A 25,264-nucleotide genomic window follows, 5' to 3' on the forward strand; every position below is an offset into this window, starting at 1 on the left:
GCGCGGCGACCGTCGTCCTGTCTCTCCGACTGAGCTTGCGCAGCTTTCCCGCTGTGAGCAGCAGCTGCTGTTCGACCGGAAGTATGGCGCCAGGCGTTCTGCCCGGTGGCGGGCGCGCGCGGGTGAGGGGAACGCCGTCCATGCCGAGATGCACCGGCGGGTGACGACCCCAAGCAGAGGTCCGGCTCGCTGGAAGCTCTGGTTGATTTGCGCGGCGATGACCGCGGCATTCTTCGCCATCTGGCTGTTGGGCGCCGGGCGATGATCGCCGTTCTCTTCGGTATCGCGGGCCTGATTGGCTTCGTCCTCCTCTGGCTCGTTATCCGGGGCAGCCGGTCCGATCATGACGCCTACCTGCCTGAAGAGCTGCGCGGTGCGACGCTGGCGATGTCCGAGAAGACGCTGGTCAGGAAGAAGCCTGTCCATGTGCGAGGGCGGCCTGACGAGGTCTGGCTGAAGAACGGGCAGCGCACCATTGTCGAGACCAAGAGCAGGGAGGGCCGGGTCTTCGAGGGCGACCGGATGCAGCTCGCGGCCTATGCCTATCTCCTGCGCGGCGATGGCGGGCCACCGGTGAACCCCTACGCCTATATCCGCTTCACAGGTGGCGAGCAGAGCTTCTCCAAGGTGAAACTCTGGGACGACGACGCCGTCATCGAGGCGCACAGGCGCTTCTCGCAGGTCACGGATGGGCGCGAAGAACCGCGCTTCGCCAAGACTGCGGCACTCTGCCGGGGCTGCGGGCATGTCGAGCGGTGCCCATCGGCGCGCATTGCCTGACTTCCCATTCGGGTGCAGGGCGTTATAAGCCGCGGCCCAAGAGATTCTGCACGTGAGGACACGCCATGAGTGAAGGACCCGATTTCAAGAAGCTCGAGAGCCGCATGGACGGCGCTCTCGAGGCGCTGAAGAGCGAGTATGCAGGCCTGCGCTCGGGCAGGGCTTCGGTGAACCTGCTCGAGCCGGTGATGGTCAACGCCTATGGCTCCGACATGCCGATCAACCAGGTGGGCACGGTTTCGGTGTCCGATCCGCGCACCCTGACGGTCAGCGTCTGGGACAAGGGCCTCGTCGGTGCTGTCGAGAAGGGCATCCGCGAGAGCGGCCTCGGCCTCAACCCGGTGACCGACGGGCAAACCGTCCGCGTGCCGCTCCCCGCGATGACCGAAGAGCGCCGCAAAGAGCTCGCCAAGATGTGCGGCAAGTATGCCGAAGCCGCGAAGGTCGCGATCCGCAATGTCCGCCGCGACGGCATGGAAGAGATCAAGGCCGACGATTCGATCCCCGAGGACGACAAGAAGAGGCTTCAGGACCGCGTCCAGAAGCTCACCGACGAAAAGGTGAAGAAGGCGGAAGAAATGCAGGCCGCCAAAGAGAAGGAAATCATGCAAGTTTAACCATGTCTCGCTGAGACTGGTCATTCACGCATCCTGAGAGGGGCAAGGCATGCTCGCACCGAAGACGCAAGGCGAAGACACGCCTGCCGCGCACGGCAGCGAGACTGGCCATGCCCAGCACGTTGCCATCATCATGGACGGCAATGGCCGCTGGGCCGAACGCCGGGGCGTCTCGCGCCTTGAAGGGCACAGGGCGGGGGTCGAAGCGGCCCGCCGCGCCGTCCGCGCGGCGCGGGAGCTCGGCGTGCGGATCGTCACCCTCTACAGCTTCTCGACCGAGAACTGGTCGCGTCCCGACTGGGAGGTGCGTCACCTTCTCGGCCTCCTGCGCCGGTTTTTCCGCGAAGACCTGAACGAGCTTGCCAAGGAAGGCGTCCGAGTCCGGGTGCTGGGAGACCATGCGAACCTGCCTCCGGACCTGCGCAAGCTCTGCGAGGATGCGGAGCAGCAAACCGCTCAGAACACGGACTTCATCTTGCAGGTCGCGTTCAATTATGGCGGCCGCGACGAGATCGTCCGTGCTGCCCAGAAAATTGCGGTGGAGGTTGCTGCGGGAACGCTGAAGGCGGAAGACGTCAGTGAGGCGGAACTCGCGGCGAACCTCGACACCGCTGGGGTGCCGGATCCCGATCTCGTCATCCGAACCAGCGGCGAATGCCGGATTTCGAACTTCCTCCTCTGGCAGGCGGCCTATGCGGAACTCGTCTTCCTCGACAAGTTCTGGCCAGATTTTGGCACGGACGATCTTGCCGAAGCGCTTGACGTATTCCGGCGGCGTGAGCGCCGCTATGGCGGTCGGAAAGGCGAAGCCGCCACGGCTCCGTGACATCCGAAGCCGACCCGAAGCCCGGCGAGCCGGGCCTGCTGCCGCGCATCCTGACGGCGGCGTTTCTCATCCCTCTCGCGCTGGGTTCGGTGCTAGCCGGCGGGCGTCTCTATGCGGCACTGATCGCGGCGATGACGATCTTCCTCCTGTTCGAGTGGACACGGATGGTCGACGGCGCGGAGCTGCGCCGGGGGTTCTACGTCCTGTCGGCGACGACGGCGCTCGCGGCCTATCTCGCAGCGGGGGGGCTGGCGGGCTGGGCGCTGCTTGCGGCGCTGGCAGGTGGCGCGGTCGCTACGGCGCTCGAATGGCCGAAGCCCAATCCTCAGAGCTGGCCGGCGGTGGGTGCAGGCTACATCATCGTGCCATGCGTTGCGGCGCTGTGGCTGAGGCGCGATGCGCCGGAGGGCGAGTTCCTGACCCTGCTCCTGTTCATCGCCGTTTGGGCGGCGGATAGCGGGGCTTATTTCGTCGGCAAGGCGCTTGGCGGTCCGAAGCTCGTGCCGCGGATCTCACCGCGGAAGACCTGGGCCGGGGCGATCGGCGCGGTCCTTTTTGCGGGCGTGGCGGCGGGGGCGCTGGCCTTGATCGTCAAGCCCGAGGAGACAGGCGGCTCATGGCTCCTTGGCATGGTGATCGGGGTCGCCGCGGTGCTGGGGGACATCACCGAAAGCTATTTCAAGCGCCGTTATGGGATGAAGGACTCAGGGGGCGCGTTTCCCGGTCACGGCGGGGTGCTTGACCGGCTCGACGGGTTCCTGTTCGCCGTCTTGGCTCTGGCAACAATCGTTCTTTTGTTGCAAGGCGTTTCGTAACCACAACGGCAGGGAGGACGTGGCCGGAGCATGCTGAAGCGACGCGCGACGATTTTGGGCGCCACGGGCTCGGTCGGCCAGACCACCCTCAACCTCATCAAAGCTGCCAATGAAGCCCGCGACGCGGAGATCGAGGTCGTCGCGGTGACCGCAAACTCTAAGGTCGACGAGCTTGCCGAGGCGGCGATTGCCTGCAGGGCCGAATTCGCGGCGATTGCGAACCCTCATGCGGGGGAAGAGCTGGCGGCGCGCCTCGTCGGCACGGGCATAAAGTCCGGCGCAGGCACGCAGGCCGTGCTCGACGCAGCCGCGATGGATGCGGACTGGGTCATGGCGGCGATCGTCGGCGCGGCGGGGATCGAGCCCCTGCTGGTCGCGGCGGAGCGGGGCGCGGATATCGCCTTTGCCAACAAAGAATGCCTCGTCTGCGCAGGCGATGCGGTGCTGGCGGCGATCAAGAAGGGCGGCGGCAAGCTGCTGCCCGTGGACAGCGAGCACAACGCGATTTTCCAGGTCTATGATTTCGACCGGCCCCACCGGATCAGGAAGCTGATCCTCACCGCATCCGGCGGACCCTTCCGGGAGCGGGAGCGCGCGAGCCTTGCGGAGATCACGCCGGCCGAAGCGGTGAAGCACCCCAACTGGTCGATGGGGGCGAAGATCTCCGTCGATTCAGCGACAATGATGAACAAGGGCCTGGAGCGGATCGAGGCTGCCTACATCTTCCCGACGCCCAAGGAAGACATCGACATCGTCGTGCATCCGCAATCGGTGATCCACTCGATGGTGGACTATGTCGATGGCTCCGTCCTCGCGCAGCTTGGCACACCGGACATGACGATTCCCGTCGCCTCGGCGCTGGCGTGGCCGGACCGGATCAACACACCCGCCGAGCAGCTTGATCTTACAAAGGTCGGGCGGATGGATTTCTTCCCGGCAGATGAGGAGCAGTTCCCGGCCCTGAGGCTGGCGCGCGAGAGCCTCGACGAAGGAGGCATGGCGACCTGCGTGCTCAACGCGGCCAATGAGGTCGCCGTGGCAGCCTTTCTTAAGGGTCATCTGCCATTTCTCGACATTACGGGCGTGACGGAACATTGTCTCGAAACGGTGCGATCCAATCACGCCGGGACGGGACTCGCCGAGATCCTCGCGACCGACAAGCTGGCACGGGACAGGGCCTGGGCGCGTGTCGAAGAGTTGGCCCAGAGGCGGTAATTGAAGGCGTAATATGCTCGACCAGCTTCTGAGCAATTTCCAGGCTGTGACTGTCAGTGTGCTGGCATTCCTCGTGATGCTGCCACTGATCGTGTTCATCCACGAACTCGGCCATTTCCAGACCGGACGGTTGTTCGGTATCAAGATCGACGCGTTCTCCATCGGTTTCGGCCCGACCCTGAAGAGCTGGGTCGACCGCCATGGCACGGTCTGGAAGATCTCCGCCATCCCGCTCGGGGGCTATGTGAAGTTCTTCGGCGACGCCAATGCTGCGTCCGCCGGCACGCAGGCCAATGACGGCAAGGCGGGCACGACGCAGTTCAACTCCCAGCGCGAGGCGCTCGAGTTCAGTCTCTCCGAGGAGGAGAAAGAGGTCTGCTTCCATTTCCGGCCGGTCTGGCAACGCGCGGCGGTGGTGGCGGCGGGGCCGATTGCCAATTTTGTCCTGGCGGTCCTGATCTTCGCGCTCCTCTTCATGACGATCGGCCGGACGGTCTCGCAGCCCGTCGTGACCGGGGTGCAGGAGGGAAGCGCGGCCTACGAAGCAGGCTTCCAGCCGGGCGACAGGATCCTCACGCTCAACGGCAGCAAGGTCCGCAGTTTCGAGGCGATGGCCTCGCGTATCAAACTCTCTTCTGGTGAAGAGCTCACATTCACCGTCGACCGCGATGGTGAGGTGGTCACCCTGAAAGCGACGCCGCGCCGCACGACGATGGTGGACGGGTTCGGCAATGAGATCGAGGCTGGCCTGCTTGGTGTGCAGGGCAGCAATGCGACACTGGAGCGAAGGCGCTTCGGGCCCGTCGGCGCGGTGGCGGAGGGCGTGCGGGAGGTCGGAAGGACGATCTCGCTGACCGCGCGCTATTTCGGCCGCCTCCTGACCCTTCGCGAGGACCCCAGGGACATTGGCGGGCCGGTGCGGATCGCGCAGTTTGCCGGGCAAGCGGCAAGCTCCGGTTTCACCCCCGAGGGCGAAGCCTCCTTCGGTGACAGACTGATCGTTTCGATCGTCAATTTCGCCCAAGTGGCGGCTTTGATCTCGATTTCGGTCGGCTTTCTCAACCTTCTGCCCGTTCCGGTCCTCGACGGCGGGCATCTTCTCTTCTACGGCTACGAGGCCGTGGCTGGGAAACCGATGAACGAGGCGGTGCAGGGGGCCCTGTTCAGGGTCGGTCTCGCTCTCGTCTTCACGCTGATCGTGTTCGTTCTCATCAACGACGTGTTGCGTCTTGTCGCGCCGTGAGTTTCGGCGGCTGGGAGATTTTGATGAAGCCTAAAGTGCAGCGCATCTCGACGCTTGGTATTCTTCTCATCGGGACGGCGCTGTCCGGTCTCGGCACTTCCGCCGCCCAGGCGCCGAACGTGCAGGGCAGCCCGCAGGTCCAGGAAAACTATTCGCTGGTCGTCAGGACTATCGAGGTGAACGGCAACCAGCGGATCGAGGACGGCACGGTCCGGTCCTACCTGCCGATCGAGCCCGGCATGCAGGTGGGCTCCCTTGAAATCGACGCTGCGCTCAAGTCGCTCTACGCCACCAACCTGTTCGAAGATGCGTCGATCATCTTCGATCCGCGCCGCGGCGTGCTCGAAGTCACGGTGCAGGAGAACCCGATCGTCAACAGGGTCATCTTCCTCGGCAACAAGCGGACGCAGGAAGACAAGTTCAAAGAGGAGATCCAGCTCGAGCCCCGCGCCGTCTATACCCGCGCGAAGCAGCAGGCTGACGCGCAACGCATCATCGAGGTCTATCGCCGCGCTGGCCGCTTCGGCGCCACGGTCGTGCCGAAGATCAAGCGGCTCCCGCAGAACCGCGTCGACGTGATCTACGAGATCGACGAAGGCCCGAAGACGGGCATCAAACAGGTCAATTTCCTCGGCAACGAGGCGTTTTCCGATGCCGAGCTGCGCGGCGCGATCCTGACGGCGCCGACGCGCTGGTGGAACATCCTCGAGTCGAACGACAACTATGACCCGGACCGTCTCGAATACGACCGGGAGCTGCTACGCCAGTTCTATTCCAAGAACGGGTATGCGGACTTTTCGGTGGTCTCGGCGGTGGCCGAGCTGACGCCGGACCGGAAAAACTTCATCATCACGTTCACCGTGGACGAAGGGCCGAAATACACTTTTGGCAATGTCGACGTGAACACGACCCTGTCGAAGCTGCCCGGCGATCTCCTGCGCTCGCGGGTGCCGATCCGTACGGGGACGACTTTCAACTCGGAGCTTCTGGAAAAGGCGGAGGAGGCGATCACCTTCTCGACCGGCATCGCAGGCTATGCCTTTGTCGACGTCAACCCGCGCCTCGACCTCAACCCCGAGACCAAGACCGTCGATGTGACCTTCGACGTCAATGAAGGGCCACGGGTCTATGTCGAAGAGATCAACATCAACGGCAACACCCAGACCCTCGACCGCGTGATCCGCCGCGAGATGCGCCTTGTCGAAGGCGATGCCTTCAACCGTGTGCTGATCGATCGTTCCGAGCGCCGGGTGAAGGGACTTGGCTATTTCTCCGAGGTGGAGATCGTCGAGGAACCGGGCTCGGCGCCCGACCGAACGGTGCTCAACGTCAACGTCACCGAGCAGCCGACGGGCAGCTTCCAGATCGGCGGCGGCGTCAGCTCGAACGACAACTTCATCTTCAATATCCAGGTCGAGCAGTCGAACCTTCTCGGCCGGGGGCAGTATGTCCTCCTGAACCTCCAGGCTTCCCAGCGGACGAACCAGGCGCAGCTGTCGCTAACCGAACGCTACTTCCTCGGCCGCGCGCTGCGGGCCAGCGCATCGCTGTTCTACAACTCGACGGACTTTGAGGAAGCGGGTTTCGTCTCGAACAGCTTCGGCACGAATTTCAGCCTCGGCTTTCCGTCGTCCGAGTTTTCGTCGCTTTTGCTGAACTATGGCCTGCGCTTCGATAGTCTCGAGCTGAGCCAGCGTGTCGGCATCGAGGGGCTGAACCCGGATGGCACGCCGATCTTTTCCGACACCAACAATGACGGGAACCCGGATATCTCCCTGGTCGACCCGTCGGATTTCGAGATCATCAGGGATCCATCCGTGGACGGATCAGGAAACCCGGTGCTCGGTATCATCCAGACCGACCGCTGCAACATCACCGCGCTTCAGCGGGATCTCAACTGCGAGCGGAATGGCGAGTTTACGACCTCGCAGCTCGGCTACACGTTCCGCCTCGACAAGACCAATGATCCGATCGTGCCGTCTGGCGGCTTCGACCTTTCCCTTTCCCAGAGCTTCGCTGGACTTGGCGGTGACGTGAACTTCCACCGCTCGACGATCCGCGCTGGTTACTACCACCGCCTGCCAGCACGACTGGTCGGTTCGCTGAAGTTCAATGGCGGTTACATCGACAGCTTCAATGATGACGGCGTGCGCCTCAACGACCGCTTCTTCCTCGGCGGCAACCGCGGCTTCCGCGGCTTTGACGTTGCAGGCGTCGGCCCGCGCCTGTTCAACGTCAACGGCCAGTTCGGCAACCGTGGCCAGGCCATCGGTGCCCGCGCCTATGCGATCGGCACGGCCGAAGCCCTGCTGCCGCTCCCCCTGCCGCCGAGCTATGGTGTCAGGGCTTCGCTCTTCGTCGATGCTGGCTATGTCGGCCTGACCAACGAGCGGGACGACGAGCTTTTCAACATCGACAGCGACCGCCGGAACTTCTTCGGTGACGAGAGCCTGCCGCTCGCGACTTTCGACACGGACGAGGCCTTCGATCCTGACTTCTACGAGCAGTCCTTCGATGACAATGGCGATCCGGTGACGATCGGCGGGGAGAACGTTTTCGTTCTGAACAGTGCCGGGCTCGCGTATAACGATCTGCAACTCGATGATCCGCTGCAAGACGATTTCGCTCCGCGTGTGACGGCGGGCATCTCGATCAACTGGAACTCGCCTTTCGGACCGATCCAGATTGACCTCTCCGAAGCCTTGGTCGTCGAGGAGTATGACCGGCCCCAGAGCTTCCGCTTCTCCGCCGGCGGCCGCTTCTGACGCGAAGCGCGCCGACCCTTCACCCGGCGCGCGTGAAAAACGGGAATGCTTGCCGGTTTGCCGTGGATTTCGCGCCGACCTTCCGGCAAGCGTGAGATGCTCTCACTGAATGCAGGGACCAAGACTATGAACATCAGCAGGATTTTCGCCGCGGCATTCGCTTCCCTCGCGATGCTCACCGCAGGCGGTGCAGCCTTCGCCCAAAAGAACGGCATCCTGTTCCTCGATCAGCAGCGCGTCATCAGCGAAAGCACCGCTGGCAAGTCGATCGACCGCCAGCTCCGTGAGATCACCGAGCAGGTCGCCCGCGAGATCGGCCCGGAACAGGCCAAGATCGACGAAGAGACGAACCAGCTCCGCGACACGCGCGAGAGCCTCTCGGAAGAGGACTTCAACCTCCGCTACCAGTCGCTTCTGGCTCGCGCGCAGCGGCTCGAACAGTTCAAGCAGCTTCGCCGCACCGAGCTCGAGCAGGCGCGCACCAAGGCAATCTCCGACCTCGCCAAGGCGTGGGAGCCGATCGCCGAGGAGATCTTCAAGAAGAAGAAGGGCTACGTCCTGCTCGAAAAGCAGGCCGTGCTGATCGCGAGCGACAAGGGCGACATCACCGATGAAGTAATCGCCGCGCTCAACAAGAAGCTGACCACGGTCGCGGTCGTGAAGCCTGACCTGCAGGCCCAGATGCTCGCCGCCGCACAGGCCAAGCAGCAGCAGCAGCAGGCTGCACAGACCCAGCAACAACAGCAAACCCAGTAAGCCCGTCTGGACTGAACGGTCGGAACATCGTCAAAGGCGGGCGCGGGGCGTCCGCCTTTTTTGTCTCGGAGGGACCATGGTTTTTCCTGATCCGCAGTTTTTCCGCTTCACAGGCGCACTCACTGGCGAGGAAGCCGCCGAGATCGGTGGAGCGACCCTGATCCGGTCTGGCGGCACCATCACCACCGTCGCCGAGAGCGGCACCGGCGGCGACGGCGCCCTGGTCTTCGCTGAGCGCTTCAAGGGCAAAATTGCCGTCTCGGCTGCGATCATCGTGCCGGAAGGCAAGGCCGACGAGGCACCTGCCGACACGCCGATCGTGCTCGAAGTTCGCTCACCCAAGCTCGCCTTCTCGCGCATTGCTGCGCATCTTTTCGAGAGCCGGTTCGAGACGGCTGACGAGGAATTGGGCAAGCCCGAGATCGGAGAGGGGGCAAAAATCCACCCGTCCGCGGTGATCTGTCCCGGCGTCTCGATCGGCTCCGGCGCGGTGATCTCCGCCCATGCCGTGATCGGCCACGGCGTGACCATCGGCGAGAGAACGTTTGTCGGTGCGAACGCCTCGATCACCCATGCGGAAGTGGGCAGGAATTGCCGTATCCTCTCCGGCGCACGGGTCGGAGAAGCGGGCTTCGGCTACACGGCTGGAGAGACGGGCCCCGTTGCCGTGCCCCAGCTGGGCGCCGTCAGGCTCGCCGACGAGGTCGATATCGGCGCCCAGACAACCGTCGACCGCGGCACACTGAGCGACACTGTGATCGGTGCCATGAGCAAGATCGACAACCTTTGCCAAATCGCCCACAACTGCCGCCTTGGGCGCGGCGTCCTCGTGGCGAGCCAGACCGGAATTTCGGGATCCTGCGTGATCGGAGATTTCGTCATGATGGGCGGCCAGGTCGGCATGGCGGACCACCTGACGGTCGGCAACGGCGCGGTGGTAGCCGCGCAATCGGGCCTGATGAAGGATGTCGAACCAGGCGGGAAGGTCGGCGGCACGCCCGCCAAGCCGATGCGCCAATGGATGAAGGAAACCGCCACCCTTGGACGGCTGGCACGGGGAAAGAAATGACAGACACGGACGAAAGACTTCCTGACCTCGACCTCAAAGGCATCAAGGATATCCTGCCCCATCGCTATCCGTTCCTGATGATCGACAAGATCGTCGATATCACCAAGACAGGCGGCGCCGTCGGCGTGAAGATGGTCACGATCAACGAGCAGTTCTTCCAGGGCCACTTCCCGGAGATGCCGGTCATGCCGGGCGTCCTGATCATCGAGGCGATGGCCCAAGCGGCGGCTGCTTATACGGCTTATGCGGACAATATCGATACGGAAGGCAAGGTTGTCCTGTTCATGGGCGTCGACAAGGCGAAGTTCCGCCGTCCGGTGGTCCCCGGCGACAAGCTCGAGCTCCATGTCCACACCGAAACGCGACGCCCGCCCGTATGGAAATACAAGGGTGTCGCCAAGGTCGACGGCGCTGTCGTTGCCGAGGCCGAGTTCAAGGCCATGCTGACGGAGCCGAAATGACCGGAATTCACCCGCGTGCCATCGTCGAGGACGGTGCCGAGATCGGCGAAGGCGTCGAGATCGCGCCCTTCGTCCATGTCGGACCCCATGCGAGAATCGGCGACCGCGTGAAGCTTCATCCGCATGCTGTGGTCCTTGGCCACACGACCGTGGGCGAGGAAACCGAGATCATGCCGTTTGCCGTCCTTGGTTCGCCACCGCAGCATCTCTCCTACAAGGGTGAGCCGACGACGCTGGAAATCGGCAAGCGCAACCAGATCCGTGAGCATGTGACCATGCACCCGGGCACCGTTGCCGGCGGGGGCAAGACCGTGGTCGGCGACGATTGCCTGTTCATGGTCGGCAGCCACGTCGCCCATGACTGCATCCTTGGCGACAAGGTCATCATGGCGAACAATGCGACCCTCGGAGGGCATATCGTGATCGGTGACGGTGTTTTCGTTTCCGGCCTGGTTGCGATCCATCAGTTCACGCGCATTGGCAATTACGCCTTTGTCGGCGGCGGTGCGATCCTGACGGGTGACGTCATTCCGTATGGGTCGGTTTTCGGTAACCGGGCCAAGCTCGAGGGATTGAATATCGTCGGGATGAAGCGCCGGGGCATGGAGCGGAAGACGATTCACGCCCTTCGAGCCGCTTACCGCATGCTCTTCGCGGACGAGGGCACGCTGCAGGAGCGGATCGACGATTGCGAAGAAACCTATGGCGACATTCCGGAAGTGATGGAGATCGTCGCCTTCATGCGTGCCGCCAAGGACCGCTCCCTGTGCCTTCCGAAGGCGTAGAGAAAAGCTGGAAACGGCTTGGCCTGATCGCAGGGGGCGGGGCGCTCCCTGTACGGATCGCCGAGGCCGAAAAAGCGGCTGGCAGGCCGCCCTTCGTCGTGCGGATCACGGCGGACAAGGACGCGTTTGCGAAGTTCGACCATGCCGATATGGGCATTGCGGAAGTTGGCGGCGTTATCAAGCGGCTCAAGGCGGAGGGTTGCGATGCGGTGTGTTTCGCTGGCCAGGTCCTGCGCCCGAATTTCGCTGATTTGCGTCCTGACTGGCGCGGCGCGGCGCTGCTGCCCAAGGTTGTCTCGGCGGCGCGGAAGGGCGACGGGGCGATCATCGACGTGATCGTCTCCGCCTTCGAGCAGGAGGGTTTCACCGTCGTGGGGGCCGAAGAGGCGGCCGGCGGCCTGTTGATGGCCGCTGGTTCGCTCGGCAGGCACGCTCCGGCTACGGAGGACCTTGCTGATATCGCGAAGGGAGCCGCGCTGGTTGGCGCACTTGGCCCGTTCGACGTGGCGCAGGGCGCGGTGGTCAGGCGAGGATTCGTCCTTGCGATCGAAGCGGCAGAGGGCACCGATGCGATGCTTGATCGCTGCGCGTCACTGCCGGAGGAGCTCAAGGGCTTCGAGCCCGGGCACGCGGGCCGAAAGGTCGGTGTTCTCGTGAAAACCCCGAAGCCTGAGCAGGAGCTGCGGGTCGACCTTCCCACCCTGGGCGTGCGGACGGTTGAGAAAGCCGCTGCGGCAGGGCTTGCAGGGATCGCCGTCATGGCTGAGCGTGCGCTGGTCGTCGACCGCGATGCTGTCCGGGAGGCTGCAGACGAGGCTGGCTTATTCGTCTATGGTTTCCGTGCGGAGGAGTTGCCGCAGTGACAACGATCCTGGTGACCGCGTGCGAGCCCTCCGGTGACGCGCTTGGCGCGGCGCTTATGGCGTCGATCAAGGCTTCGCGGCCTGGCGTGCGCTTCATTGGCGGTGGCGGACCCCTGATGAAAGCCGAGGGACTGGAAAACGCTCTGCCAACAGACAAATTAGCAGTCATGGGTCCGGGAGATGCAGTCGTTGCGCTACCTCGCGCAAAAGGCCTGTCCGCCCGGCTTGGCAGGCTGGCAGCGAGGGAAAAGCCCGAGGTCGCCGTCCTGATCGATAGCTGGGCATTCTCGAAGATGGCTGGTGCCGAGATCAAGAAGCGCGCGCCAGAGACGAAGCTCGCCAAGCTCGCCGTGCCGCAGGTCTGGGCGTCGCGCCCGCAACGGGCTGCGGTGGCCGCGGATATGTTCGACCTTCTGATGTGCCTTCTGCCGTTCGAGCCGCCTTATTTCGAGAAGCATGGTGGCCACGCGGTTTTCGTGGGCAATCCCAATTTCCAGCGCGTGGCGCGCACGCCGCGCAGCGGGCCCGGCTTCCGGGCGCGGTATGGCATCGGTGACAGCCCGCTGCTCCTGGCCCTGCCGGGGAGCCGGAACGGGGAGGTAAAGAGGCTGCTTCCGGTCTTCGAGGAAACCGTGACGGAAGCGGCAAAGAAGATCCCCGGACTGAAGGTCGCCATCATTGTCGCGGATGCGGTGAAGAAGCAGGTCCAGCACGCGACAGGCAGTTGGAAACAGGACCTGATCGTCGTCTCGCCCGACGAGCGGTTCGATGCCTTCGATGCAGGCGACGTCGCGCTCGCCGCATCGGGAACGGTGACGACAGAGCTGGCCCTGACGTCGACGCCGATGGTGGTGACCTACAAGGTTGGCTCGTTCACCGCCTACTGGGCCAGGAAGGTCATCACGACCCCTTATGTCACGGTGCTGAACGTCGCCGCCGGTGAAGAAGTGATCCCAGAGCGGTTGCAGGATGACTGCACGTCCACGCAGCTCTGCGCCGATGTCGTCCGCCTGTTCAACGACCACGAAGCCAGGCGGAAACAGATGTCGGCATTCCGCCGCCTTTTGCCCGGCCTCGTCGGCTCTCAGAGCGCAGCTGATGCTGCCGCGGCGGAGGTCCTGAAGCTAGTCGATCGAGACGATCGCAGCGACCTCGACGGCAGCGCCGCGGGGTAGGGAACTCACGCCGACAGCGGTCCGGGAGTGCTGTCCGCGGCTGCAGAACAGCTCGGCAATCAGGTCCGAAGCGCCGTTGATGACTTCCGGGTGCTCCGTGAACGACGGCGTGCAGGCGACAAAGCCCTCGAGCTTCACGATGTCCCGTATCCGGCCGAAGTCGCCGTCGAGTGCCTTCCTGAGCTGCGCGACGATGTTCACCGCGCAGAGTTCGGCAGCCTTCGCGCCTTCTTCCGTGCTCATCGTATCGCCTAGGATTCCTTGCGTGATCTCACCGTCCAGCATGGGAAGCTGGCCCGAGACGAAGAGGAGGTTGCGGGTCTTCACGAAGGGCACGTAGCTCGCCAAAGGGGCTGCGGCTTCGGGCAGCTCGTAACCCCGGCGCTTGAGCTTCTCTTCGACGGTCGTCATCGCTTGGCGGTTCTCCTGTCACGCATTGTCCCGATCACCGCGTCGCCGAAACGCGCGCGCAGGGCATCGAGAGCGTCTTCCTTCTTCTGCAGTTTCTCGTGTTTCTCCGGATAGGCAAGGTCCTGCCGCGCCGAGTCGGCAGGAACGAGATCGCTGATACCAATACCGATAAGCCGGTAGGAAGTCCGGGCGCTGCCCTGCAGCTCTTCCCTGAGAAGCGCGCGCCCTTCCTCGAACAGGACCTCAGCGAGGTTGGTCGCGACGCCCAGGGTCCTGCGCCTCGTCAGTGAACGGAACCTGTTGGTCTTGAGCTTCAGGGTGACGACGAGCCCTGCATATTGCTTTGCCTTCGCGCGGAGGGAGACCTTCACGCACATGGCGTAGAGCTTGTCTTCCAACGCCTTCTGGTCGCTGATGTCTTCAGAGAAGGTCGTCTCGCCCGAGATCGACTTGGTTGCCCGGTCGGTCTTCACCCGTCGGGGATCCTTGCCCATCGCGCGTGCGTGGAGCTTCATCCCTGCCTCGCCGTAGCGCTCAACCAGTTCGCGAAGCTCGCGCTTCTGGACATCGCCGATGGTTTCGATCCCGTCGCGACGCAATTTCTCGGCGAAAGCCTTGCCGACACCGTGTACGGAGTTCACAGCCTTTGGTGCGAGGAAAGCCAGCGTCTCCTCCGCCCCGATCACGGCGAAGCCGCGAGGCTTGTCGAGATCCGAAGCCATCTTCGCGAGGGACTTGTTGTGGCTCAGCCCGACACTGACGGTGACGCCCACGTCGTTCTCGATGGTGCGCTGGAGCGAGATGAGCGAGGCGGCGGGCGAGCGTCCGTGCAGGCGCTCCGTTCCCGAGAGGTCGAGAAAGGCTTCATCGATCGAAACCTGTTCCACCAGCGGGGTCAGCGCCTCCATCGCGGCGCGGACCTTCCTGGAAGCTTCCGAATAGGCCTCGAAGCGTGGCTTCACGAAGATGGCGTGGGGGCAGAGCTTCTTTGCTTGGAAGGACGGCATTGCCGAATGGATGCCGTAGGTCCTGGCGATGTAGCAAGCCGCAGCGACGACGCCGCGCTCGCGCCCGCCGACCACGACCGGCTGGTGCTGGAGCGCGGGATTGTCCCGCTTCTCCACGCTGGCGAAGAAGGCATCGCAATCGACATGGGCGATTGAAAGCTTCGAGAGTTCGGTATGCTCGATCACGCGGAAGCTGGGGCAGTGGGTTCCCACCCCCGGTGTCACGCCTTCGCCGCAGCCAAGGCACAGCCGCGTTTCCGATCTCACTCCGATGCTCTCTCCATCAACCGAAGGTTAAGCTCGACCATTCAAGGCCGATTATCTAGGGGCGAGAGGACCAAAGAACTACTTCTGGTGGGATTTGGGCTGCAACGACGGACGCGAGCGATGGACACGCAAGCCAAGACGATTTTGGTGGTCGAGGATAACGAGCTGAATATGAAGCTCTTCCACGACCTTCTCGAAGTGCAGGGTTATAATATCCTGCAGACGGGCGACGGCAATGAGGCACTGCGTCTCGCCAAGGAAAACCATCCCGACCTGATCCTGATGGATATCCAGTTGCCGGAGAAATCGGGCCTCGACGTCACGCGCGAGATCAAGGCAGAGCCTTCGATCCGGGATATCCCGGTCATTGCGGTGACGGCTTTCGCGATGAAAGACGACGAGGAGCGTATCCGCGCTGCGGGTTGCGACGATTATTTGGCCAAGCCGATTTCCGTCACGGAGTTTCTTGAGAAAGTAAAAAGGGTTTTGTCCTAGCCTCACGCGATCAGTTGAGTTCGCCTGAGGACACTTATGACGGCCCGCGTATTGGTGGTGGACGATCTCGAGCCGAACGTGAAGTTGCTCGAAGCCAAGCTCCGCGCCGAGTATTTCGAAGTCATGACCGCCCTCTCGGGTGAGGAGGCGATCAGGATCGCTGCGGAACAGCAGCCCGATATCGTCCTTCTGGACGTGATGATGCCCGGTCTTGATGGATTCGAGACCTGCGAACGCCTCAAGGCAAACGAAAAAACTTGGCATATTCCGGTAGTTATGGTCACCGCGCTGGACCAGCAGGCGGACCGCGTGGCGGGCCTGAAAGCCGGGGCCGACGATTTCCTGACCAAGCCCGTCCAGGATATCGCGCTGTTTGCGCGGGTGAAATCCCTGACCCGGTTCAAACAGATGACGGATGAGCTGCGCCATCGCCACGAGGCCGGCGCGCGGATGGGCGTCCTTTCGCAGGCTGACCTGTCAAAGTTCGACGAGCAGCACGCGACGATTCTCGCGGTCACTGACTGCGAATCGATTCCCGCCCTCGATCAGGGTTCGGAGCACCTGCCGAAGCATATTTCGGTGGTCTACGAGAATGATGCGCGCATGGCGCTCGAGGCGCTGCGCCGCGGCGAGCCGGATCTCGTTCTCATCGACCTGTCGATGGAGAGCTACGATCCCTTGCGGCTGTGCTCGGCGATTCGTGCCTTTGACATGACGAGGCTTGCACCGCTTCTGGCCATCGCCAGCCGTGATGAAACGCGCCACGTTGTCCGCGCGCTGGAGCTCGGCGTGTCGGATTACCTGATGACTCCGATCGATTCGGAAGAGCTGGCCGCCCGCGTTCGGACGCAACTGCGCCGGATGCGCCATATCGAGCACCTGCGGTCGAGTTTCGACCAGACGCTGGAAATGGCGATCATGGACCAGCTTACCGGGCTTTATAACCGCCGGTTCCTAGGCGCCCAGGGCTCGCGCCTGGTCGAAGAGGCACACAAATCGGGTGAGCCGCTGGCCTGCCTGATGGTCGACATCGACCACTTCAAGATGGTCAATGACACTTATGGCCATGATGCGGGCGACCATATCCTCAAGGAAATCGCCGCGCGGCTGACAACTTCCGTCCGCGGATCGGACCTTGCCTGCCGGACGGGCGGGGAAGAGTTCGCGATCATCATGCCGCGGACGCCGCGGGAATCTGCGCATGAGATTGCCAACCGCGTTCTGCGCGCCGTGTCCGGTGACAAGGTGAAGCTCGATGACGGTCAGACGCTCGACGTGACCGTGTCGATCGGCGTGTCGATCCTGCACGAAGGCGACAAGCTGGCGACAGTGCTGAAGCGTGCTGATGAGGCGCTTTACCGCTCCAAGCAGAACGGCCGGAACCAGGTGACCGACGAGGCTGCCTGAAAGCGTAAGGCCGACATTTCATGAACCCCGCTCTCCGCGCTCTCGCGGCAGGGCCGGAACGAAAAAGAGCGCCCCGTGCGGGCGCTCTTTTCCTTGTCCGTATCGGGATCGTCCTTACGACGAGTAGTACATGTCAAACTCGACCGGGTGCGGCATCGAGTTGTAGCGCTGCACTTCTTCCATCTTCAGCTCGATATAGCCGTCGATCTGGTCGTCGTTGAAGACGCCCGTGCTGGTGAGGAAGGCGCGGTCCTCGTCGAGGCTTTCGAGGGCCTGCTGCAGCGAGCGTGAGATCTGCGGGATGTCGTTCTGCTGCGCGTCGCTCATCGCGTAGAGATCCTCGTCCGCGGCGTCGCCCGGATGGATCTTGTTCTTGATGCCGTCGAGGCCTGCAAGGAGCAGGGACGCGAAGGTGTAGTAGGGGTTGCCTGCGGCGTCCGGGAAGCGGGTCTCGATCCGCTTGGCGTTCTTCGAGGCAACGTGCGGCACACGGATCGATGCTGAGCGATTCCGCGACGCATAGGCGAGCAGCACCGGAGCTTCAAAGCCCGGCACGAGGCGCTTGTAGCTGTTGGTCGAAGAGTTGGCGAAGGCGTTGATGGCCTTGGCGTGCTTGATGATGCCGCCGATGTAGTAGAGGCAGGTTTCCGACAGGCCGGCATATTCGTCGCCTGCGAAGACTGGCGAGCCGTTGTTCCAGATCGACTGGTGGACGTGCATACCAGAGCCGTTGTCGTTCCACACCGGCTTTGGCATGAAGGTCGCGGTCTTGCCGTAGCTGTGGGCGACCTGGGTCACGACGTATTTATAGATCTGCATCTGGTCGGCCATGTCGGTCAGCGTGCTGAACTTCATGCCCAGTTCGTGCTGCGACGGCGCGACCTCGTGGTGATGCTTCTCGGGGGTGAGGCCCATGCCCTTCATGTAGCGGAGCATCTCGGAGCGCATGTCCTGCTCGCTATCGACCGGCGGCACCGGGAAGTAGCCGCCCTTGGCGCGGGGACGGTGGCCGAGGTTACCGCCCTCGAACTCCGCGTCCATGTTGTAGGGACCTTCGCCGCTGTCGATCATGAAACCGATGTGGTCCTGGCTGGTCGAGATGCGGACGTCGTCGAAGACGAAAAACTCCGCTTCCGGGCCGAAATAGGCGGTGTCGCCGATTCCGGTGGATTTGAGATACGCTTCAGCGGCCTTGGCCGTGTTGCGGGGGTCACGGTTGTAGGGCTCCATCGACGGCTCGAGCACGTCGCAGAAGACCGAGAGCGTCTTGGCGGCGAAGAACGGGTCGATGACTGCCGTCTTGGTGTCCGGCATCAGGACCATGTCGCTCTCGTTGATCGCCTTCCATCCCGCGATCGAGGAGCCGTCGAACATCGAGCCTTCTTCGAAGAAGTCCTCGTCGATCATGTCCTGGTGGAAGGTCACGTGCTGCCACTTGCCACGTGGGTCTGTGAACCTGAGATCGACGAACTCGATGTTCTCATCCTTGATGAGTTTGAGGATGTCTGAGGCGCTCATTGTAGGCTGTCTCCCGGTTTCGCCCATTTATGTTGCAGCGCACATGACGCGAGAATCAACTGTGACGCAAGCATGAAACGCTGCAATTATCTCGCGCGGCCGTGTTGTCGCGCTTCATTTCTTCCCAATTTTCGGCTCCGACCCGTCCATCAGGCGCTCGATGTTCGCGCGGTGCCTGACAAAGATCAGGAGGCTCATGAAGAGGACGCCGAGGAACAGGGTGAAACGGCCAGAGCCGAGGAAAACGAAGGGCATCGCCGCTGCCGTCACCAGCGCAGCGAGGGACGAGAAACGGAAGATCGCCGCCGTCGCGAGCCACAGCCCCGCCGCGACCAGAAGTCCCAGCGGCCACAGGGCGAGGATCGTTCCGAAATAGGTCGCAACGCCCTTACCGCCCTTGAAGCCGAGGAAGACCGGGAAGCAGTGGCCGAGAAAGGCGCTGGCCCCCGCCACCGCCGCGAAGCTTGGATCGCCTTCGCCGACGATCCGCGCGATCACCACCGCGATCCCTGCCTTGCCGGCATCGAGGAGCAGTGTGGCAAGGGCGAGATCCTTGCGCCCTGTCCGCAGGACATTCGTCGCGCCAATATTGCCCGAGCCGATCTTCCGTATGTCCCCCAGCCCCGCCATGCGGGTGAGAACCAGGCCGAAAGGAACGGAGCCGAGGAGATAGGAGAAAATCGCGACGAAAAGGATCATAGCTCTGCTGCGAACGCCAGGCAGCTCATGCGGGTCGGAACACCCATCGCCACCTGTTGGAGGATAAGGGAACGGGACTGGTCGTCCGCGACGTCGTCGTCGATCTCGACACCCCTGTTCATCGGGCCCGGATGCATGACGAAAGCCGTGGGCTTGGCGAAGCTCAGGGCCTCCATCGACAGTCCGTAGTCGGAGCGATAGGTTTCGGGATCGAGCGGGATGTCCGTGTCGAAGCGCTCTCTCTGGATGCGCAGGGCCATGGCGACATCGACGCCGTCGAGGGCCTCATCGCGGCTGGTGGTGACAAGGGCCGCCCCGTCGGTGGCCCACTGGGGCAGGAGGTCTTCTGGCGCGCAAAGCCGCACTTCCGCGCCGAGCTTGGCGAAGAGCCTGGTGCAGGACGCAGCGACGCGGCTGTGCACCAGGTCGCCGATGATCGCGATGGAGATGCCACCCAGGCCATCTTTCGGTTCGCGGTGCAGGGCCTTGTAGAGCGTCGCCGCATCGAGGAGCGCCTGTGTCGGATGTCCGAAGGCGCCCTCGCCAGCATTGATGACCGATGTTCCGAAGCCCATCTCGTGCATCGATGATTTTGCCGCGTCGATCGAACCCGCGCCGCTGGCCCTGAGGACAAGGAAGTCCGCGCCCTGCGCGGCCAGAGTCAGCACGGTGTCGCGGAGGGACTCGCCCTTGTGGATGGAAGACGCCGCGACGGGGACGTTGACGACCTCGACGCCCATCTTCCGGCCGGCGATCAGGAAGCTGAGGCTCGTGCGGGTCGAGTTCTCGTAGAAGAGGTTGAACTGCAGCCGGCCGCGCAGGGGATCACCAATGTCTTTGCCCTCCAACAGCATCCGGTCATAGAGCAGGGCCCCCTCGAGGATCCTGTCGAGATCGTCGCGGCCCAGGGTCTCGATATCGGTGACGTGCCTCATCGGCTCCCCTCATTCCTGATCGACTGAAGCCGGTCCAGGGCACCCTGCAGGATGAAGCTGGCGGCGTGGCTGTCTATCACCGCTGCCCGCTTCGCCCGGGAAACGTCAAGACCGATGAGTTCACGCTCCGCGGCGGCGGTGGACAGGCGCTCGTCCCAGAGCGCGATGGGCAGGTCCGTGTGCCGCGCGAGGTTGCGCCCGAAGGTTTTCACGGACTGGGCCTTCGGACCCTCGGTCCCGTCCATGTTGCGCGGCAGGCCCAGCACGAAGCCGGTGATATTCCGTTCGCCTGCCCATTCGAGCAGGGTGTTCACATCGTTCGTGAATTTCGTCCGCTTGATCGTCTGGAGCGGGGTCGCCAAGGTCTGCGCTGGATCGGAGACCGCAACGCCGATGGTTTTGACCCCGATATCGAGGCCGAAGAGCGCGCCAGTGACATGGGTGAGCGCGTCGATCATGTTCGCCATAGCGCTCCTTCTGCGCACCCCGGCTGCGAATGCAAGCGCGGAGAACCAAGTGCCCGGCTGGATCGAGGTCGAGGTGAGCACCCATGCCGAGGTTCTCTCTGGCCTGCTCAAGCTTCCGCGGGTTCCCTTCATCGACCTGCACTATGAAGGTCCGGGCGATGTCGAGGGATTGAGGATCATCGATGCGGAGGCGCACCCTGAACGGGTGGTGATTCGTCTCTCCGGCAGCTGGGACGATCCGAGCCCTGACGCCCGGCGACAGGTCATCCGCAACCTCGCCCACGAACTTGCCCATGTCTGGCAGTACACGCTCGGCCAGCCGACCGAGAACCGCTTTTTCCACGAGGGCTTCGCCGAGGCGATGGCGCTCGAGGCCCTGCAGGTCTGCGGCGAGGCTTGCGCGGCGGGAGCGCCGGAGCTTGCGGACCGGCACCGGAGGGACTGCGGCGATGCCTTGCGCGACGAGATCCTCGTCGCATCCCGGAGCCGGGCGGCCTTCTATGGCTGCGGGGCGGTGCTGACCCGGATGACGGCCGAGAATGCCGGGAAGACCGTCGGCGAGGTCTACAGGCGCTTCGCAGAAACGGGGCGAAGCCGCGCCGATTTCATCAGCGTTGCCGGAGAGATGGCAGGCAGCGACTTTGCCACCAGCGCCCATAGCTTCCTGCATGGCGATCACCGCCTCGCGCCAACCAGAAGCGTCCTGCAGCGGCTCCAGGCCGGCCGGCTTTGACGGGCGAAGGGCCCGCCAAGACAGAGAGGACCGCGAAAACCCGCTTATCCCTTTTCACGCGTGCCGCACTGCGGTAGCGAACGCGGCTATGAGCCTTTCCGAATCCGACGTGAAGAAAGTCGCGAAGCTGGCGCGCATTGCCATCTCTGACGACGACGTCCCGCACTTGATGAACGAACTGAACGGTATCCTCGGCTGGATCGAACAGCTGCAGGAGGTCGATGTCGAAGGGGTCGAAGCCATGACCTCATCGGTCGACGTAGCCCTGCCGATGCGTGAGGACGTCCTCGCCGAGGGTTATACCGGCGGTGGCCAGCCCGAGAAAATCGTCGCCAATGCGCCGAAGACGGAAGATCACTTCTTCGTCGTGCCGAAGGTGGTGGAATGATGCTCAAGGTTGGCGACACCTACGCATTCTCCGACGGCGAGCGGAACGGCAAGGCGATGGTCTGTGTCATTGGCGAAGCCGCCGAAACCGAGATCGTCTGCTTCTATGTCTACGACGCGCTCGACTTCGGTGATGAAGCGGCCAAGGCGCAGGGCTTCAGCGGCGTCATCGCCCATGTTCCGATCACGTCGCAATATGCCGTGCAGGGCCTTGGCGAGAAGCTGTCCGAGGGCAATGAGATTCCCGAAAGCTTCAAGGCCAGCCACGAGCAGTGGAAGCAGAACCTGCGCGCAGGGCAGGGCGGCTGGTCCGACCGGCCCCTCGCGGCGACGCTCGACCAGATTTTTGCGAACATGAACCCCGGCAAATCTTCGTCATGACCGACCTGACCACCAAGACGATCGCGGAGCTCCGCGAGGGCCTCGGCAAGCGTGAGTTCTCCGCTGTCGAAGTCACCGACGCCTATCTTCAGCGTGCAGAGAGTGCAGCGGCGCTTAATGCCTATGTCCGCCTGACGCCCGAAAAGGCGAAAGCGCAGGCCGAGCTTTCGGACCAGCGCATTGCCGATGCCGAGGCGCGACCGCTCGAGGGTATCCCGCTCGGGATCAAGGACCTCTTCTGCACCGAAGGCATTGAGACGAACGCTGCGAGCCACATCCTCGATGGCTTCGTGCCGCCCTATGAATCGACGGTGTCCGCGAATCTCCTGGCCGATGGCGCGGTTTTTCTCGGCAAGCTCAACCTCGATGAGTTCGCGATGGGCTCGTCGAACGAAACGTCCTACTACGGACCTGTCATCAACCCATGGCGCCGTGAAGGCGAGGACACCAAGCTCACGCCGGGCGGCAGCTCGGGCGGCTCCTCGGCTGCTGTGGCCGCGCGGCTCTGTGCTGGCGCCACCGCCACCGATACCGGCGGCTCGATCCGTCAGCCTGCGTCGTTGACCGGCACTGTGGGTATCAAGCCGACCTATGGCCGCTGTTCCCGCTGGGGCATCGTTGCCTTTGCCAGCTCGCTCGACCAGGCGGGGCCTATCGCCCGCGATGTTCGGGATGCCGCTATCCTGCTAACCTCGATGGCCGGCCACGATCCGAAGGACTCGACCTCGATCGACCGTCCTGTCCCGGATTACGAGAAAGCTCTCGAGGGCGGTGTCAAAGGCCTGAAGATCGGAATTCCGAAGGAATACCGCCTCGACGGCATGAACGCCGAGATTGACGCGATCTGGCAAAAGGGCGCTGACCTGCTGAAGGCGCAGGGCGCGGAGATCGTCGAGGTCTCGCTGCCGCTGACGAAATACGCGCTTCCGGTCTATTACATCGTCGCTCCGGCGGAGGCTTCCTCCAACCTCGCGCGCTATGACGGCGTGAAATACGGCCTGCGCGTCCATGACGACAATATTGACGAGATGTATTCGAAGACCCGCGCCGCAGGCTTCGGCAAGGAAGTGCAGCGCAGGCTGATGATCGGCACTTATGTGCTGTCGGCAGGCTACTACGACGCCTACTATCTCCGCGCGCAACGTGTACGGAAAAAGATCGCGGATGAAATGGCGAAGGTGTTCGAGGAGGTCGACCTTCTCCTGACGCCGTCCTCGCCTTCGGCTGCCTTCGGCCTCGGCGAGAAGTCGTCCGATCCTCTCGAGATGTACCTGAACGACGTTTTCACCGTGACGGCCAACCTCGCAGGGGTTCCGGGGATTTCGGTCCCTGCAGGGCTCGATGCGCAGGGCCTGCCGCTGGGTCTCCAGCTCATCGCCCCGGCCTTTGGTGAAGAGACGATGCTCCGCGGCGCAGCCGCCCTCGAAGAAGCCATCGGCTTCGATGCGCAGCCTACGGAGTGGTGGAAATAACGATGTCTGAGAACAGAAACCTTCTCCGCGGCGAAACCGGCGACTGGGAAGTCGTCGTCGGCCTCGAAGTCCATGCTCAGGTCCTTTCGGTAACGAAGCTCTTCTCGGGAGCTTCCGCGGCCTATGGTGCAGGGCCAAACGAGAATGTCAGTCTCGTTGATGCCGCCATGCCGGGCATGTTGCCCGTCCTCAACAAGTACTGCGTCGAGCAGGCGATCAAGACCGGCCTTGGCCTCAACGCCAAGGTCAACACCTGGTCTCGGTTTGACCGGAAGAACTATTTCTACCCGGACCTTCCGCAGGGGTACCAGATCTCGCAATACAAGGATCCGATCGTCGGAGAAGGGGAGATCGAGGTCGAGCTCGACGCCGACCGCACGATCAAGGTCGGCATCGAGCGGCTCCACCTCGAGCAGGACGCCGGCAAGTCGATCCATGACCTTTCGCCGAAAGAAAGCTATGTCGACCTCAACCGTTCCGGGGTGGCGCTGATGGAGATCGTCTCCAAGCCGGAACTACGCTCGGCGGAGGAGGCAGCGGCCTACTTCTCCAAGCTGCGGACCATCCTGCGTTATCTCGGGACCTGCGACGGCAACATGGACCAAGGCTCGATGCGGGCCGACGTCAACGTTTCGGTCTGCCGTGCGGGGAATTACGAGAAATTCCGGGAAACCGGTGACTTCTCCTACCTTGGTACACGGACGGAAACGAAGAACATCAACTCGATCCGCTTCGTCCGCCAGGTCGTCGATTACGAAGCGCGTCGCCAGATCCAGGTCCTCGAGAGCGGTGGCGAGATCGACCAGGAGACCCGGCTCTTCAACGTCAAGACCGGCGAAACCCGGACGATGCGCTCGAAAGAAGACGCGCATGACTATCGCTACTTCCCCGATCCGGACCTGCTGCCGCTGACCTTCTCAGAGGAATTCGTCGAGGAGATCCGCGCGCGTCTTCCCGAGCTTCCCGATGCCAAAAAGCACCGCTTCATGGAGGAGTACGGACTGTCCGGCTATGATGCTGCTGTGCTCGTCGCTGACAAGGACAAGGCAGATTACTTCGAGAAAGTTGCCAAGGGCCGTGACGGCAAGCTTGCTTCGTCCTGGGTCACGACGGAACTCTTCGGCCTCCTGAACAAGGAAGGCCGGGAGATCACCGACAGCCCGATCTCGGCGGAACAGCTCGGCAGTCTGATTGACCTGATCCAGGACAAGACGATCTCCGGCAAGATCGCCAAGCAGATCTTCGAACTGATGCTGGACGAGGACGCAGGCAAGGATCCCAAGGACATTGTGGAGGAGCGCGGCCTCAAGCAGGTGACGGACACGGGTGCCCTCGAGGCTGCCGCCGACAAGATCATCGCCGCCAACCCCGAACAGGTCGCCAAGGTGAAGGACAAGCCGAAAGCTCTCGGCTGGTTCGTAGGGCAGGTGATGAAGGAGACCGGCGGCAAGGCCAACCCGCAGGCGGTCAACGAGATCCTCAAGAAAAAACTCGGCGTCGAATAAGGCGCCGGGTCACTCCTCTTCTTCGACGCCGATCGTTTCCTCGCCTTTGCGCAGGCTCTCGATCAACCTTTTGGTGTTGGCGAGGGTCTTCTTGGTTTCCTCGACAAGGGCAGCCGTTTCCCGCCGGAGCTTTTCACGCTCCGCGGAGACGGCTTTTCGGCGTTGATATGAGCGATCGATATCCTGCATTAACATAGGATATAGTGCGGG

At 63.0% G+C, this 25,264-nt stretch carries 27 protein-coding genes; 20 read left to right on the top strand and 7 right to left on the bottom strand.

Going from position 1 to position 25,264, the window contains the following annotated elements:
* Positions 1–261: 261 nt before the first annotated feature.
* The 13 genes from IE053_RS12575 to lpxB all read left to right on the top strand — a co-directional run bounded on the left by IE053_RS12575 (position 262) and on the right by lpxB (position 13,370).
* Positions 262–780 (top strand): CRISPR-associated protein Cas4, encoded by a 519-nt coding sequence (locus tag IE053_RS12575; protein ID WP_189576491.1) that lies wholly within the window; start codon positions 262–264, stop codon positions 778–780.
* Positions 781–845: 65 nt separating this feature from the next.
* Positions 846–1,397: a ribosome recycling factor gene (gene frr / locus IE053_RS12580; RefSeq protein WP_189576493.1), complete on the top strand. Its 552-nt coding sequence runs from the start codon at positions 846–848 to the stop codon at positions 1,395–1,397.
* A 49-nt stretch (positions 1,398–1,446) separates the two neighbouring features.
* Positions 1,447–2,223, top strand: coding sequence for an isoprenyl transferase (locus IE053_RS12585; protein ID WP_189576496.1), 777 nt, complete (start codon positions 1,447–1,449; stop codon positions 2,221–2,223).
* Positions 2,220–3,038: a phosphatidate cytidylyltransferase gene (locus IE053_RS12590; RefSeq protein WP_189576498.1), complete on the top strand. Its 819-nt coding sequence runs from the start codon at positions 2,220–2,222 to the stop codon at positions 3,036–3,038. The genes IE053_RS12585 and IE053_RS12590 overlap by 4 nt, the downstream gene beginning before the upstream one ends.
* Positions 3,039–3,068: 30 nt before the next feature.
* Positions 3,069–4,253 carry a 1-deoxy-D-xylulose-5-phosphate reductoisomerase gene (gene dxr, locus IE053_RS12595; protein WP_189576500.1) on the top strand — a complete coding sequence of 395 codons (1,185 nt, stop codon included), beginning with the start codon at positions 3,069–3,071 and terminating at the stop codon, positions 4,251–4,253.
* A 13-nt stretch (positions 4,254–4,266) separates the two neighbouring features.
* A complete protein-coding gene (locus IE053_RS12600; RefSeq protein WP_189576502.1) occupies positions 4,267–5,496 on the top strand; it encodes a M50 family metallopeptidase in 1,230 nt (409 codons plus the stop codon).
* Positions 5,497–5,519: 23 nt separating this feature from the next.
* On the top strand, positions 5,520–8,261 hold the full coding sequence (gene bamA / locus IE053_RS12605) for an outer membrane protein assembly factor BamA (protein WP_189576503.1): 2,742 nt from the start codon (positions 5,520–5,522) through the stop codon (positions 8,259–8,261).
* A 126-nt stretch (positions 8,262–8,387) separates the two neighbouring features.
* On the top strand, positions 8,388–9,017 hold the full coding sequence (locus tag IE053_RS12610; protein ID WP_189576505.1) for an OmpH/Skp family outer membrane protein: 630 nt from the start codon (positions 8,388–8,390) through the stop codon (positions 9,015–9,017).
* 76 nt (positions 9,018–9,093) lie between these two features.
* Positions 9,094–10,086 (top strand): UDP-3-O-(3-hydroxymyristoyl)glucosamine N-acyltransferase, encoded by a 993-nt coding sequence (gene lpxD / locus IE053_RS12615; protein WP_189576507.1) that lies wholly within the window; start codon positions 9,094–9,096, stop codon positions 10,084–10,086.
* Positions 10,083–10,547: a 3-hydroxyacyl-ACP dehydratase FabZ gene (fabZ, locus tag IE053_RS12620; protein ID WP_189576510.1), complete on the top strand. Its 465-nt coding sequence runs from the start codon at positions 10,083–10,085 to the stop codon at positions 10,545–10,547. The genes lpxD and fabZ overlap by 4 nt, the downstream gene beginning before the upstream one ends.
* Complete coding sequence (gene lpxA, locus IE053_RS12625) at positions 10,544–11,332, top strand: acyl-ACP--UDP-N-acetylglucosamine O-acyltransferase (RefSeq protein ID WP_189576512.1); 789 nt, start codon at positions 10,544–10,546, stop codon at positions 11,330–11,332. The genes fabZ and lpxA overlap by 4 nt, the downstream gene beginning before the upstream one ends.
* Complete coding sequence (locus IE053_RS12630; RefSeq protein WP_189576514.1) at positions 11,314–12,195, top strand: LpxI family protein; 882 nt, start codon at positions 11,314–11,316, stop codon at positions 12,193–12,195. Before lpxA ends, IE053_RS12630 begins: the two co-directional genes overlap by 19 nt.
* Entirely contained in the window at positions 12,192–13,370 is a 1,179-nt protein-coding gene (lpxB, locus tag IE053_RS12635; RefSeq protein WP_189576516.1) for a lipid-A-disaccharide synthase, read from the top strand. Before IE053_RS12630 ends, lpxB begins: the two co-directional genes overlap by 4 nt.
* On the opposite strand, the gene IE053_RS12640 is transcribed toward lpxB, so the two are convergent.
* Together IE053_RS12640 and IE053_RS12645 are read right to left on the bottom strand one after the other, a co-directional pair.
* Positions 13,320–13,781, bottom strand: a complete 462-nt coding sequence (locus IE053_RS12640; RefSeq protein ID WP_189576518.1) for a RidA family protein — start codon at positions 13,779–13,781, stop codon at positions 13,320–13,322. The two genes, lpxB and IE053_RS12640, sit on opposite strands and share 51 nt — an antisense overlap.
* Complete coding sequence (locus IE053_RS12645) at positions 13,778–15,055, bottom strand: DNA polymerase IV (RefSeq protein ID WP_229786214.1); 1,278 nt, start codon at positions 15,053–15,055, stop codon at positions 13,778–13,780. The genes IE053_RS12640 and IE053_RS12645 overlap by 4 nt, the downstream gene beginning before the upstream one ends.
* A gap of 120 nt (positions 15,056–15,175) precedes the next feature.
* Here IE053_RS12645 and IE053_RS12650 point away from each other — a divergent pair, with 120 nt between their 5' ends.
* Together IE053_RS12650 and IE053_RS12655 are read left to right on the top strand one after the other, a co-directional pair.
* A complete protein-coding gene (locus tag IE053_RS12650; protein ID WP_189576520.1) occupies positions 15,176–15,550 on the top strand; it encodes a response regulator in 375 nt (124 codons plus the stop codon).
* A 36-nt stretch (positions 15,551–15,586) separates the two neighbouring features.
* Positions 15,587–16,957: a PleD family two-component system response regulator gene (locus tag IE053_RS12655; RefSeq protein ID WP_189576522.1), complete on the top strand. Its 1,371-nt coding sequence runs from the start codon at positions 15,587–15,589 to the stop codon at positions 16,955–16,957.
* A gap of 114 nt (positions 16,958–17,071) precedes the next feature.
* Here the strand turns inward: IE053_RS12655 and glnA are convergent, their stop codons facing one another.
* The 4 genes from glnA to ruvX form a co-directional block, all read right to left on the bottom strand.
* Positions 17,072–18,475 carry a type I glutamate--ammonia ligase gene (gene glnA / locus IE053_RS12660; RefSeq protein WP_189576524.1) on the bottom strand — a complete coding sequence of 468 codons (1,404 nt, stop codon included), beginning with the start codon at positions 18,473–18,475 and terminating at the stop codon, positions 17,072–17,074.
* 114 nt (positions 18,476–18,589) lie between these two features.
* A complete protein-coding gene (gene plsY / locus IE053_RS12665) occupies positions 18,590–19,174 on the bottom strand; it encodes a glycerol-3-phosphate 1-O-acyltransferase PlsY (protein ID WP_189576526.1) in 585 nt (194 codons plus the stop codon).
* Entirely contained in the window at positions 19,171–20,109 is a 939-nt protein-coding gene (locus IE053_RS12670; RefSeq protein ID WP_189576528.1) for an aspartate carbamoyltransferase catalytic subunit, read from the bottom strand. Before IE053_RS12670 ends, plsY begins: the two co-directional genes overlap by 4 nt.
* Entirely contained in the window at positions 20,106–20,567 is a 462-nt protein-coding gene (gene ruvX, locus IE053_RS12675; protein ID WP_229786215.1) for a Holliday junction resolvase RuvX, read from the bottom strand. The genes IE053_RS12670 and ruvX overlap by 4 nt, the downstream gene beginning before the upstream one ends.
* Here ruvX and IE053_RS12680 point away from each other — a divergent pair.
* The 5 genes from IE053_RS12680 (at position 20,566) to gatB (ending at position 25,054) form a co-directional block, all read left to right on the top strand.
* Entirely contained in the window at positions 20,566–21,309 is a 744-nt protein-coding gene (locus IE053_RS12680) for a basic secretory protein-like protein (RefSeq protein ID WP_189576532.1), read from the top strand. The genes ruvX and IE053_RS12680 overlap by 2 nt on opposite strands.
* 88 nt (positions 21,310–21,397) lie before the next feature.
* Positions 21,398–21,697, top strand: a complete 300-nt coding sequence (gene gatC / locus IE053_RS12685) for an Asp-tRNA(Asn)/Glu-tRNA(Gln) amidotransferase subunit GatC (protein ID WP_189576534.1) — start codon at positions 21,398–21,400, stop codon at positions 21,695–21,697.
* Entirely contained in the window at positions 21,694–22,077 is a 384-nt protein-coding gene (locus IE053_RS12690; RefSeq protein ID WP_189576536.1) for a hypothetical protein, read from the top strand. Before gatC ends, IE053_RS12690 begins: the two co-directional genes overlap by 4 nt.
* Positions 22,074–23,549 carry an Asp-tRNA(Asn)/Glu-tRNA(Gln) amidotransferase subunit GatA gene (gene gatA / locus IE053_RS12695; RefSeq protein WP_189576538.1) on the top strand — a complete coding sequence of 492 codons (1,476 nt, stop codon included), beginning with the start codon at positions 22,074–22,076 and terminating at the stop codon, positions 23,547–23,549. The genes IE053_RS12690 and gatA overlap by 4 nt, the downstream gene beginning before the upstream one ends.
* A gap of 2 nt (positions 23,550–23,551) precedes the next feature.
* Positions 23,552–25,054: an Asp-tRNA(Asn)/Glu-tRNA(Gln) amidotransferase subunit GatB gene (gene gatB / locus IE053_RS12700; RefSeq protein ID WP_189576540.1), complete on the top strand. Its 1,503-nt coding sequence runs from the start codon at positions 23,552–23,554 to the stop codon at positions 25,052–25,054.
* Positions 25,055–25,063: 9 nt separating this feature from the next.
* On the opposite strand, the gene IE053_RS12705 is transcribed toward gatB, so the two are convergent.
* The gene (locus IE053_RS12705; protein ID WP_189576543.1) at positions 25,064–25,243 is read right to left on the bottom strand and encodes a hypothetical protein; all 180 of its coding nucleotides are present in this window, start codon (positions 25,241–25,243) and stop codon (positions 25,064–25,066) included.
* Positions 25,244–25,264 lie beyond the last annotated feature (21 nt).

It is taken from the genome of Parvularcula lutaonensis, assembly GCF_014651915.1.
GTDB classification, from domain to species: Bacteria; Pseudomonadota; Alphaproteobacteria; order Caulobacterales; family Parvularculaceae; genus Parvularcula; species Parvularcula lutaonensis.